This window comes from uncultured Algoriphagus sp., assembly GCF_963974835.1.
Classification (GTDB): Bacteria; Bacteroidota; Bacteroidia; order Cytophagales; family Cyclobacteriaceae; genus Algoriphagus.
The window spans coordinates 61,087-73,849 of sequence record NZ_CAXBET010000010.1 but is presented as its reverse complement, the minus strand read 5'-3'; the positions used below and the strand labels follow the sequence as shown (position 1 = coordinate 73,849).

At 40.5% G+C, this 12,763-nt stretch carries 10 protein-coding genes and 1 tRNA gene; 1 reads left to right on the top strand and 10 read right to left on the bottom strand.

The window, feature by feature from the left end; translation table 11 throughout:
- Nucleotides 1–2 precede the first annotated feature (2 nt).
- Genes AACZ73_RS17400 through AACZ73_RS17380 form a run of 5 tightly spaced genes read right to left on the bottom strand, consistent with a single transcriptional unit; the run spans nucleotide 3 to nucleotide 7,021 of the window.
- Nucleotides 3–704: a c-type cytochrome gene (locus AACZ73_RS17400; protein ID WP_339879821.1), complete on the bottom strand. Its 702-nt coding sequence runs from the start codon at nucleotides 702–704 to the stop codon at nucleotides 3–5.
- 13 nt (nucleotides 705–717) lie between these two features.
- The gene (locus tag AACZ73_RS17395) at nucleotides 718–1,248 is read right to left on the bottom strand and encodes a DUF3341 domain-containing protein (RefSeq protein ID WP_339879819.1); all 531 of its coding nucleotides are present in this window, start codon (nucleotides 1,246–1,248) and stop codon (nucleotides 718–720) included.
- A gap of 2 nt (nucleotides 1,249–1,250) precedes the next feature.
- A complete protein-coding gene (nrfD, locus tag AACZ73_RS17390; protein ID WP_339879818.1) occupies nucleotides 1,251–2,615 on the bottom strand; it encodes an NrfD/PsrC family molybdoenzyme membrane anchor subunit in 1,365 nt (454 codons plus the stop codon).
- Nucleotides 2,616–2,632: 17 nt separating this feature from the next.
- A complete protein-coding gene (locus tag AACZ73_RS17385) occupies nucleotides 2,633–5,716 on the bottom strand; it encodes a TAT-variant-translocated molybdopterin oxidoreductase (RefSeq protein ID WP_339879817.1) in 3,084 nt (1,027 codons plus the stop codon).
- 39 nt (nucleotides 5,717–5,755) lie between these two features.
- Nucleotides 5,756–7,021: a c-type cytochrome gene (locus AACZ73_RS17380; protein WP_339879815.1), complete on the bottom strand. Its 1,266-nt coding sequence runs from the start codon at nucleotides 7,019–7,021 to the stop codon at nucleotides 5,756–5,758.
- A gap of 365 nt (nucleotides 7,022–7,386) precedes the next feature.
- On the opposite strand from AACZ73_RS17380, the gene AACZ73_RS17375 reads away from it, so the two are divergent.
- A tRNA-Cys gene (locus tag AACZ73_RS17375) sits at nucleotides 7,387–7,457 on the top strand.
- Nucleotides 7,458–7,522: 65 nt separating this feature from the next.
- On the opposite strand, the gene AACZ73_RS17370 is transcribed toward AACZ73_RS17375, so the two are convergent.
- The 5 genes from AACZ73_RS17370 to trpA all read right to left on the bottom strand — a co-directional run bounded on the left by AACZ73_RS17370 (nucleotide 7,523) and on the right by trpA (nucleotide 12,627).
- The gene (locus tag AACZ73_RS17370; RefSeq protein ID WP_339879814.1) at nucleotides 7,523–8,122 is read right to left on the bottom strand and encodes an outer membrane beta-barrel protein; all 600 of its coding nucleotides are present in this window, start codon (nucleotides 8,120–8,122) and stop codon (nucleotides 7,523–7,525) included.
- A gap of 31 nt (nucleotides 8,123–8,153) precedes the next feature.
- Nucleotides 8,154–8,561, bottom strand: coding sequence for a hypothetical protein (locus tag AACZ73_RS17365; protein ID WP_339879813.1), 408 nt, complete (start codon nucleotides 8,559–8,561; stop codon nucleotides 8,154–8,156).
- 142 nt (nucleotides 8,562–8,703) lie between these two features.
- Entirely contained in the window at nucleotides 8,704–10,476 is a 1,773-nt protein-coding gene (rpsA, locus tag AACZ73_RS17360) for a 30S ribosomal protein S1 (protein WP_339879811.1), read from the bottom strand.
- 224 nt (nucleotides 10,477–10,700) lie between these two features.
- A complete protein-coding gene (locus AACZ73_RS17355) occupies nucleotides 10,701–11,720 on the bottom strand; it encodes a bifunctional 3-deoxy-7-phosphoheptulonate synthase/chorismate mutase (protein ID WP_339879809.1) in 1,020 nt (339 codons plus the stop codon).
- A gap of 130 nt (nucleotides 11,721–11,850) precedes the next feature.
- A complete protein-coding gene (gene trpA, locus AACZ73_RS17350) occupies nucleotides 11,851–12,627 on the bottom strand; it encodes a tryptophan synthase subunit alpha (RefSeq protein ID WP_339879807.1) in 777 nt (258 codons plus the stop codon).
- Nucleotides 12,628–12,763: the final 136 nt, after the last annotated feature.

The window sequence follows — 12,763 nt, the reverse complement described above, 5'->3', positions numbered from 1 at the left end:
AATTAATTAGCTGGAGTTTCTACTTGTGTAACATCTTGGTCAGCTACTTCTGCAACCGCATTATCAGCGTTCTGACCACCTTGGAGTTCTTGCTTCACGTAGTGAACAATTTTCCATCTGTTTTCAGGAGTGATCTGAGAGCCGTGAGCTCCCATTCTTCCTTTTCCTTTAGTGATCACGTGGAAAATATGACCTTCCGAAAGACTTACGTAAGCTCCCCCAGTCAAATTTGCCACACCACCAATAATACTTCCTACTTTTCCGTCGCCTTGTCCTCCTGCACCATGGCACGGAGTACAGTAAAGACCAAATAGTCTTTTACCTTCAGTTAAAACCTCATCGTTCAATTCAATAGGGTTTTTTACAGTAGCGCTAGCCTCTTCTATTTCAAAGGCTTTGTATCTATATGGTAGATAACCTTGCTTATTTCGAGGAACAGTATTGGCAACCGGCTCACGCATATTCATGTGATTAGGGTTGTTTATATTACTGTTAAAATATTCTCCTTTCCCATCTTCACGGGTCGAGATAATATTCCCTTTAGTCTCTGAGTCTACGATTTGAGTCAATGGCTCATACGCTACAGAGTGGTACATCTGAGGGGCATATTCCAAACCTTGATTATCTCCTCCGGCTCCACAGCCTGCAAGGGTAATTCCAGCTACAGCTATCCCTAAAATACTAAGTGTTTTAGCAATCTTCATTTTTCCAGATTTACTATTCAAAACTTTTTTTATTAACCTCTGATGCTCCAGAAGATTTCAATATCTCTTCAATCTTAGCCAATTCCATAGCTGAATTATTTGCTATGTCGATTGCCATGACGTGCTTATCATCTGTGATTCTCAAATCGAAGATCCTAGGCTGTGCCCAAGGCTTCAAGTTTGTGCTTACCATAAATACACCTACCATTCCAAATGATGCTAATAATACAGTCAATTCAAATGTAACCGGTATGAAATCAGGAAAAGCACCGTAGTCTTTACCACCAATGATCATTGGCCAATCAAACTTCATCATGTAGAACTGCATGGTCAAGGCCAAACTAGTTCCTAACAATCCGAATAAGAAAGCTGCGATTGGCAACTTACTTCTTTTATATCCTAGGTAATCATCTATCCCGTGAACAGGATAAGGAGAGTAAACCTCATGGATTTTTATACCTGAAGATCTTACTTGGCTGATTGCTTTTAGCAATACATCCTCATCTTCATAAACTCCAGTAACAAAATGTGTATCTCTTTCCATGATTATTTATTCACTTTATCAGATGAAGACTTCAATACAGATTTCACTTCTGCCATGTTGATTACCGGGAAGAATTTGGCAAACAAGAAGAACAGGGTGAAAAACAATCCAAATGTAAATAAGTAGACTCCCACATCGGTAATAGTTGGATAGAACATTGCCCAAGAAGAAGGGAGGTAATCTCTGTGAAGAGATGTCACAATGATTACAAATCTTTCAAACCACATACCGATGTTAACCACGATAGACAATGCGAACGTTGCTACGATGGAAGTACGGATTTTCTTAAACCAGAAAAGCTGAGGAGAAATCACGTTACAAGTCATCATTGACCAATATGCCCACCAGTAAGGTCCTGTAGCACGGTTAATGAACGCATATTGCTCTGCTTCTACACCTGAATACCAAGCGATGAAAAACTCGGTGATGTATGCAATACCTACGATAGATCCTGTGATGATAATTACAATGTTCATCAATTCGATGTGGCCCATTGTAATATAATCTTCCAGTTTGTACACCTTACGAGTAACAATCATCAGCGTCAATACCATTGCGAAGCCTGAGAAAATCGCCCCAGCCACAAAGTATGGAGGGAAGATAGTTGTGTGCCATCCTGGTATTACAGAAGTTGCAAAGTCAAAGGATACAATCGTGTGTACAGAAAGTACAAGTGGAGTAGCCAAACCTGCAAGGATCAAGGAAACTGATTCGTATCTGCTCCAAGATTTTGCAGCGCCATCCCATCCAAATGAAAGTGCTCCGTAAATAATCTTTCTTAATCCAGTAGCTCTATCTCTAATAGTTGCGAAATCAGGAATCAAACCAATGTACCAGAATACTAGTGATACAGAGAAGTAAGTCGAAATCGCAAACACATCCCAAAGAAGAGGAGAGTTAAAGTTTACCCAAAGTGATCCAAACACGTTTGGAAGTGGAAGTGCCCAATAAGCTCCTAACCATGGACGACCCATGTGAAGTACCGGGAACATTGCCGCACAAATAACCGCAAAAATGGTCATCGCTTCTGCAGCTCTGTTAATTGAAGTTCTCCACTTCTGTCTGAAAAGTAATAGTACTGCTGAAATAAGAGTACCAGCGTGACCAATACCTACCCACCAAACGAAGTTGGTGATATCCCAAGCCCAGCCTACGGTTTTATTAAGACCCCACATGCCAATGCCTTCCCAAACGGTGGCAACCACGGCAATAGATCCAATCGCTAAAACACCTACAGAGGTAAGGAAAGCCAGAAACCATCTGATATTTGGTTTTGCTTCTACATGGCGTGACACATCGTGTGTCACATCATGGTAGGTTTTACCCCCGGTAACTAACGGCTCGCGTACGGATGAAGTAACCTGCATAGTTTATAAAATTTTGATTACGCTTCGTTTAAGTCTTTATTTCTGATTTTGGTGAAGTACCAAACGTTTGGACTTACGTTGATCTCTTCCAAAACATGATATGCTCTCTCCTCATTCACTTCCTTCAATGCTGAAGTAGTGTTCTCCTTAATCTTAAGAAGCTGAGAAACTTTAGAATTTGAATCATTCATATCTCCAAATACCAACGCATCAGTAGGACAAGCTACAGCACAAGCTACATTGATGTCTCCATCTTTCACTTTGCGCTTCTCGCGCTTAGCCTCTAGCTTACCAGCTTGGATTCTCTGCACACACATAGAGCATTTTTCCATCACACCACGTGCTCGAACAGTTACATCTGGATTCAACACCATTTTACCCAAATCATCGTTTTGAGCTACATTGACTCCTGCGAAGTCTTTGTTATCGTGGTATTTGAACCAGTTGAATCGACGTACTTTATACGGACAGTTGTTTGCACAATATCTTGTACCAATACATCTGTTGTAAGTCATTTGGTTAAGTCCCTCAGAAGAGTGGGTTGTTGCAGCAACAGGGCAAACAGTCTCACAAGGAGCATTGTTACACTGCTGACACATCATCGGTTGGAAGGTAACCTCAGGGTTGCTAGCGGCTACTTCCATAGCGCTCAAGTCATCCGCTGGAGCATCAGAAGAATAGTAACGATCAATTCTGATCCATGCCATTTCTCTTCTGTTCAATACTTCCTGCTTACCTACTACTGCCACGTTGTTTTCAACCTGACAAGCAACAGAACATGCGGAGCAACCGATACAGGAGTTCATATCGATAGCCAGTCCCCAGTGATGCTGAGAATATTGGTGACCTGACCAAAGAGAAATTTTGGATGGTTTTACAAATTCTCCATCCTTATAAATGTGAGGATGAGATCTACCTGCAGAAGGATCTTTTTTATACTCACTCAATACAGATTCCTGGATAACGTTTTCACGTCCCATGAATGTCTGGTGAGTTTGAGTGCGGGCAATTCTGTAAGAATCTCCGGTAGCAGAAACCTCTACTCCAGAAGTAATATCGAAATTGACAAAGCCTTTAGTAGCATCCAGCAATTCGTAAGCATTTACACCTACACCATTAGCTACGCGACCTGCCTTAGTTCTACCATATCCAAGTGCCAAACCGAAAGTTCCTTCCGCCTGACCAGGCTGAATCAAAATAGGAACGATCAAAGATTTACCATTTACAGTTATGGAAGCTTTACTGGTATCACCTTCAGATTGAGTGACTCCATTATCATTTGCCCACTTCTGAGAAACTGTCAAATAGTTATCCCAAGTTGCCTTAGAGATAGGATCTGACAATTCTTGAAGCCAAGGAACGTTTGCATAAGTACCGTTACCGATACCTACTTTAGTGTAAATTACTAATTCAGGAGAAGTATTGTCAGCAGAATAAGCTTTTGATACAGCAGAAGCTGCAGCACTTACATCTCCAACTGGAGCCAAAGCCTCAGAAGGAGAGTTGATAGCTAATACGCCATTATATAATGTTTGATCCCAGAATTCCTGGAACGTTCCACCAGTTTCAACTTGAGTGAATACTTCACCTTGCCAGTTGTTCTGAAGGAAATCATAGTAAGAAGTAGTATCACCTGCCCAAACCAAGAAAGATTCTTGTGCTTGTCTTGTGTCAAAAAGTGGAGAAATGGTTGGCTGAGCTAAAGAGAAGTGACCTTTCTTAGGCTCAAAGTCATTCCAAGACTCAAGGAAGTGATGATCTGGTGCTACAATTTGTACCAAAGAGGATGTCTCATTCAAAGTACCATTAGTAGAGATACTCACTTTTGCTTTTGCAATACCCGCAGCGATCTCGGCTCCTCTTGCAAAATCATATACCGGATTACAGTTGTAGAAAATAACTCCACCAACTTTTCCTGCATTCAAATCAGTGACAAACTGATTCATTTTTGCATCATCGCCTTTTCTGTAGTAAGCAGGATTAGCGAAGTCTACTGTAGTACCATTGCTTCCAAGCAATTCATTGATTGCGTTGATTACAACTTGCACGTTAGGATCATTTGATCCGGAGATAACTAGAGAAGCTCCTTTGCTTGCCCATAGGTCAGCAGCAGCTTTTTCTAAATGTGCAATCTCAACTGCTGGTGCAGAAACTGTAGCAGCTCCGGCTTTTTTAGCAATTGCGTTATATAGCGCAAGTACTGCCAATCCGCTTTGAGAAGCTCTGATAGGCGTTCTGTAATCAGCATTTGCTCCAGCAAGTGACAACGTAGATTCAAACTGATAATGTCTTGACATTTCAGGCTTCTCTTTGCTTATTTTTCTTGTCTGAGCATATTGACGGGCAAATTCAATTGGAGAAATCCAAGACCCTAAGAAGTCAGCTCCGAAGGATACGATTGTTTTTGCTTTGTCAAATGAATATGAAGGTAGAACTGCAGTACCGTAATAAGTCTCAGCAGCTTTAGTAATACCATAATTTGAAAGTGGATCATACATGATCACTTCTACATTTCCATTGGCATCAGCAAACTGCTGAATAGCCCGCATGGTGGAAGGAGAAATGATAGTATTCGCAACTATCTTAACAGAACCTGCAGAAGCTAGAGCAGATTTTGCCTGCGCATCCACAGTTTTCCAATCTGATGGCTGACCACCGCTATAAGGAACTGCTAGTCTCTCTTTATCATATAGAGAAAGCAAAGACCCTTCTACGATAGCATTTACTTTTCCTTTATTGATAGGAGAAAGTTCGTTTCCGTCAATTTTGATCGGACGACCTTCTCTAGTTTTTACTACTATGGAAGCATAATCACCTCCGGTAGCATAAGTAGAAGCGTAATAATTAGGAATAGATGGGTTGATGTCAACCGGCTTATTCACATAAGGGATCATCTTTCTAACAGGAGCTTCACATGCCGCTAATGAAGCTGCTGCTAAGCTGAATCCCATTACTTTCAGAAAATCTCTTCTGGAAGCACTACCCTCTTCGTTGAGTGTAGAAGGAAGCTCAGGGAATTCCCTGTCAGCGTTCTTTACAAACTCTGGATCGTTATTGAGCTGCTCAAGCCCTTTCCAGTACGTTTTTTTATTTTCCTTCATTTTATGATATAAGAATGAATTTGCGAAAAGAATAATGAATTAATAGTGGCACTTAGCACACTCCAAACCTCCGATGTCTTTCACTTTCAAAGCATCTTTAGAATTAGAATGGATCTGAACCAACTTATCATAATAGGCATTGCCCTCAGTAGTGATTTCTGTCTGTCTGTGACAGTCGATACACCAACCCATAGTCAATGCGCTGTGTTGACCTACAACTTCCATTTCCTGGATAGGTCCATGACAAGTCTGACATTCTATTTCACCAACAACAACGTGCTGAGAGTGATTGAAATACGCCAAATCTGGAAGGTTGTGAACCCTTACCCATTCGATAGGCTGATTGTTATCAACTGCATCGTAGATTTTCTGAATTTCAGGAGAAACACCTTCTTTACCTCCTACATTTTGAACGTGGGTGTGACAGTTCATACAAATGTTTGGAGAAGGGATATTTGCAGATCTTCCGATCTCAACACCAGTGTGACAATACTGGCATTCGATCTCTAAAGTACCTGCATGAAGTGCGTGAGAATATGCTATAGGCTGTGTAGGAGCGTAACCTTGCTGAACACCCACAGAGTAAAGTCCATCAAGAGCTGTTTTTGCCACTAAAGCAACTACTAATGCAGTCACTATTAATACAAACATGTCACTTTTGAAAACCTTACCTAGGTTAGTCTTTTGATTGACAAATTCTTTGTCATCCTCATCCAGCTCTTGCTTGGTCAAATACTTGGTCAATACCGAGATTATCAATCCTAATACAATTAGAATCAACAACAGGACAACCACCAAAACGCCAAGAATAACTGTTAAATACTCATTCGGAATTCCACCTTCTGCTGCGACAGCTCCGCCCTCAACAGCATCAGCTCCCCCAGCAACAGCTGCAGCTTGCTCAGTATCACCGTGCTCAATGTATGAAAGTAGGTGATTCAGATCATCATCACTCAAAAAGCCATGGGCAGGCATTTGAAGATTGCCGTACTCTTTGAAGAGATTACCATAATAAGAATTCCCAGACCCGATGACAGCTGTAGAATTTTTAATAAAGCTTTTTACCACATCAGCAGGTTGCCTATCTGTAGCTCCTCTCAAAGCCGGCCCGGTAAACTTCTGATCTAATTTATGGCATGTTTTACAATTTGCATTGAATACAGCCTTTCCTGCTGCTACTGCTTCATCGCTACTATCAACTGCCGGGTCTGCAGCAAAAGCCTGAATCCCGATCAGCATGAAAAACAGCACTGCCAGTGTGTGGAAATTCAGTCGAACCCCTACTAACGAGCGTTTAGATAACATATTATAGCTAATTAAATAGTTTATGCGGTTTTTTATAACCCTTGCAAAGGTACTACCCGAAGCCAATTTTTCAAACTTGTATTGATAGATGGTAACAGATAGATTAGCACTTGGTTTATCATCATATAAGCTTGTTTTACAGTTAATTAAAGGTATTTATTGATCCAAAAATCAATTTAGAATCTTTATAAATAGAGTGTATTTTGCAACCTTTTTAAACTTGCTTTGAATTCTTCTGATGCAAGTCATAGAATTATTGAATTCAGATCAATGAATGGGTCGATTTGACATCAAAGATTTAAAATAATCAGGCGGTTTATTGTAGGGAAAAAGATAATAACTACATTTGCATTCCAATTCTGATTGGTCGAGTGGCCGAGTGGCTAGGCAGAGGTCTGCAAAACCTTCTACAGCGGTTCGAATCCGCTCTCGACCTCAACAAAAAAGCATCCGCCAAGGCGGATGCTTTTTGCTTTACCATTCCTTCTAGAGTTGATAAACTTAAAAGGAATATCCAACCCCCAGCTGAATTCCCATCTCCTGCAACACATGTTTGTACTTAGGAGAATTATCGAAAGGAATGGCGCTATGCCTTTTGTAATTTGGAAAAACAGAAAAGGAAAGTTTGTCCGTATTTAACTTTGCTCCAAGTCCAACCAAATACCCAAACCCGCTTTGGTCTGAGAAATTATTCCCTTCAGATAGTTGAAAATCAACTAGTGGTCCAGCAGCGGCATAAAAATATTTCCCCAATGCATACTCCGCATAGATAGGAATAGAAAGCATCTGGAAATCTGGATTATGGGCATATAATGTTTGTTCGGGATAGCAATCAGGGCATTGAGGAATTCTAAATTCGACGCTTGCAAAAGAATAATTCAAGCCACCAGTCAACGAAAACTTCTCACCAAGATTTCTAGAAAGTAAAATCCCTACCTCTTTAAAGTTTTGGATTTCCACAGAACTAGCTCCCTCCAAATCAACCTTCCTATTTGCCAAAGCCCCGGAAACACCAAAATACGCTTTTACTTCAAAACCTGACTGGGCAAAAACCGCAGTACTAATCAGCAAGAACAAGGAAAGGAAAGTATACTTTTTCATGGTTATTAAAATGAATTATTGGTTCTATTTATCAATTAATCTTCTTAAAAATTAAAGAACAACCTTCTATGCACATATAAGGAGCTTTTGGATGCATTACTAAATCTGCATTTTCCCTTTTTAAAAAATAGCTTTTCTCCGAAACTTCACCTTCACAATCTAAAAATACAGTGAGGTTTCGATCAGCAACTTGGTATTCTCCATCTGTACAGCCAAAAAACTTTTCTGACTTAAGCTTCCCATTGGCAAGAAAAGTGATGGTTATCCCTGAAGGTTCATAAGGAGTTCTATAATCATCAGCACCTGTATTTCCCTGAAATTGATAGAGTTCCCACTCACCTACAATTCCTTCAGCAGTTAGCTCAAAAGGAAGAAACTCGTCTTTTTCGCAGGATGAAAAAGCGATAAGGCAAATAATCCCAATCCAAAAGTGTCTCATTATCATTTGTTTATTTGGTTAGATGACGTGCGAGATTTCTAAAACGCTACCTATCAAATCAATTTATTTCCAAAGGCATAAAAAAAACGCCGACTTTTCAGCCGGCGTTTCCAATATGAAATTTCAAATTTTAAATCTGAAATTATTTTTTGCCTTCCATTTGCTCTTTCAATTGAGTCAAAGCATCCAAGTCACCAAGAGTTGACTTCTCAGCTGGAGCTGAAGTTGAAGTAGAAGCAGAACCTGAATCAGATTTCTTCTTAGCTTCTTTCTTAGCTGGCTTAGCTTCTTCTCTGAACATTGCTGTGTGAGAAAGAACGATTCTCTTATCATCTTTAGAGAATTCAGTTACTTTGAAATCCAAAGACTCACCAACCTCTACTTGAGATCCGTCTTCTTTTTCCAAGTTCTTCACTGTAGCGAATCCTTCAAGACCGTAAGGCAATTCAAGAACTGCACCTTTGTCATTCTTAGAAACTACAGTACACTTATGCTCAGATCCGATAGGGAATACAGATTCGAAAGTATCCCATGGATTTTCTTCCAATTGCTTGTGACCAAGAGCAAGTCTTCTGTTGTCTACGTCAAGCTCAAGAACAGCTACTGCTAGCTCGTCTCCTACTTTCACAAACTCAGATGGATGCTTGATTTTCTTAGTCCAAGAAAGGTCAGATACGTGAACCAAACCGTCGATACCTTCTTCCAACTCAAGGAATAGGCCGAAGTTAGTCAAGTTTCTTACAACACCTGTATGCTTAGAACCTACAGCGTACTTAGTACCCATGTCATTCTTAGTCCATGGATCTTCAGTCAATTGCTTGATACCAAGAGACATTTTTCTGTCGTCTTTATCAAGAGTCAATACTACAGCTTCGATTTCGTCACCAACTTTCACAAAGTCAGCAGGATTTCTCAAATGCTGAGACCAGCTCATTTCAGACACGTGGATCAAACCTTCAACACCTGGAGCAAGCTCAAGGAACGCACCGTAGTCAGCTACGTTTACGATCTTACCCTTAACTCTAGATCCGATTTCAAGGCTAGACGCCAAAGAATCCCAAGGATGAGCAGTAAGCTGCTTCATACCCAAAGAAATTCTCTTCTTATCATCATCAAAGTCAAGAACCACAATCTGAACTTTCTGATCAAGTTGCAATACTTCTTCTGGATGATTGATACGTCCCCAAGAGATATCTGTAATGTGAAGAAGACCATCTACACCACCTAGATCGATGAATACACCGAAGTTGGTCATGTTTTTGATCACACCTTCCAATACTTGACCTTTCTCAAGGTTGTTTAGGATCTCAGCTTTTTGCTTCTCAAGATCTTTCTCGATCAACACTTTGTGAGATACTACTACGTTATCGTTTGCGTGGTTGATTTTCACCACTTTTACTTCCATTTTCTTACCTACATAGATATCGAAATCTCTGATAGGCTTCACGTCGATCTGAGAACCTGGCAAGAATGCTTCTACACCGTAGATATCTACGATCAAACCACCTTTAGTTCTTCTTTTCACCAAACCTTCGATCACGTTGTCATGCTCAAGCGCATCTTCGATGTCTTGCCATGCACGTACGATCTTAGCCTTCTTACGGGAAAGGATCAACTGACCAAGCGCATTTTCCTGCTCTTCGATGAATACCTCTACAGTATCACCTGGCTTGATGCCATCAAGATCACGGAATTCAGAAAGAGGAACCAATCCATCAGATTTGAAACCGATGTTGATGATTACATCCTTATCATTAACACCTACTACAGTGCCTTTGATTACTTCTTTCTCAGTGATCTCGCCTAATGTACCTTCGTACATTGCAGCCATTTGCTCACGCTGTTCTTTAGAATAACCTTCACCAAAACCTTTGGTTTCGAAGTTGTCCCAGTTAAAATCTTCTTGTTTAGACATAATGTAAAAACCCTGAATAGCAATAGTCCTCGGGTCAGCGAACTATCGTTTTTAGTTGTAAATCAATGCGTTAAGCAAGCAAAACACACTCCATCCACTCGAACGGACTGCAAAGGTATGGAATTATTGATAAATGAGGAATTCCAAAGAAATAATTTGAGATTTAAAAGTACTTACAAGCACTTAATAAGAAAGCCAGTGTCTCCACTGGCTTTTCAAGTTCTTTACAATAAATCAAATCCTTTTCGCATTGCGAAACTTTCCCTGATCCAGCTTGCAAGTCTCGCGCTTTGAGCAAAATCCAAGGTCTGCTGTCCATCTGAGTAAGCTTTCTCAGGAACTTCATGAGATTCATAAATTATTCCGTCTGCTCCAGACATTACTCCCGCCAATGCCATCTGAGGCACATAGGCACGAATCCCTATTCCATGTGAAGGGTCCACAATTACAGGTAAGTGTGATTTAGCCTTTAAAATCGGAATCGCATTCAAATCAAGTGTATTTCTTGAAGCTCTTTCATAGGTTCTGATCCCTCTTTCACATAGAATCAATTTCTCATTTCCACCGGAAAAAACATACTCGGCAGATTGTAAAAGCTCTTCTATCGTACCTGAAATACCACGCTTGATCATCACTGCTTTATCTACTTTCCCAAGTTCATCGAGAAGGTTGAAATTCTGGGAATTTCTAGCGCCAACCTGATATACATCTACATAGGGGTACATTTCTTCGATCTGGGAAGTCTGCATCACTTCGGTGACAATCTTTATCCCTGCTTCACTTGCGATTTGATGCCATAACTTCAATCCTTCCAATCCCAAACCACGGAAAGCATAAGGGCTACTTCTAGGTTTGAAGACCCCGCCACGCATCATCTTAATGTCATTTTCCACACAGTGAGCCACTACGGCTCGGATTTGCTCTTCCGTTTCGATAGAGCAAGGCCCAGTGATCACCGCCATTTCCCCTTCTTTGATGAATACACCATCACCCAAATCAACAGAAGTTGGCTTAGCTTTCCACTTTTTGGACACCAACTTATACTCGTCCGAGACGATATGAATGTCGATGATTCCGTCCATCTGGCCGATTTTACGGATATCGAATTCCTTTTTACCAATACCGATTAGGTAGTCTCCTAATTGTGTTTTGACCTCAGTGGTCTTATAGCCAATTCCATTGACCTCATTGATCAATTTATCTTTTTGGCTATCGGAAATATCGGGTTGTAGCTGAATGATCATTATTTGTTATTAATTAAGAATTTTCGATGAATCAAAATGTCCACCGTTGACAGTCCATAGTCCACTGCCATGAAAGGAAATTTCAACGATCTTAGAACAAGCAGTCGTCTGTGGTCGGTTGACCGTTGACTTATTTACCTATAACTTTTGAAAGGTAACTTTGAATGTCTTCACTCAGATTTTTCGAATCTTTTATTGTCTTGATGAAAGCTGAACCTATAATAGCTCCATTACTATAATTGGAAGCGGTGCTAAATGTTTCCGAATCTGAAATCCCAAATCCAATTAATCTAGGATTCTTAAGATTCATAGCTTTTACCCGCTCGAAATATGCAATCTGCTCCTCGGTGATTCCAGCCTTCGCACCTGTGATGCTATGTGAGGAAACCATGTAGATAAAGCCAGAGGTATTTTCGTCTATCTCTTTAATCCGCTTTTCGCTGGTTTGAGGTGAAATAAGGAAGGTATTGACCAAGCCATACTGCTCAAACAGCTCCTTATAATCATCCAAATATTGCTGCATAGGAAGGTCAGGCAAAATCAAACCATCCACTCCGACTTCTTTGCACTTTTGGCAAAAAGCCTCCATTCCGCACTGCATAATTGGGTTGAGATAGCCCATCATTACCACTGGAATATGGATTTTGTCACGAAAGCCTTTCAACTGATCAAAGATCTTTTTAAGAGAAATGCCGTTTTCCAAAGCAATCATATTGCTATCCTGAATTGTTGGCCCATCAGCTACAGGATCAGAATAAGGTATACCAATCTCGATAATATTAGCTCCTCCAGCCTGAGCAGCCTCCATGATCGGCATCGTATCTTCCAATGCCGGAAAACCCGCCGTGAAATAGATCGAGAGGACGCGCTCCTTTTTGGTTTCAAAGAGTTTATGTATTCGGTTCATTTGCATTTACGATTTAGGATATTGGATTTACGAGCGCCTCTTTAAAAATTGAGACTTTTCCCCATTCCAGCATCAACTATTTTAGTTCAACCCTTTCAGGGTTGGTATTCAATTATAAAATTTCTTTCTCATGGGT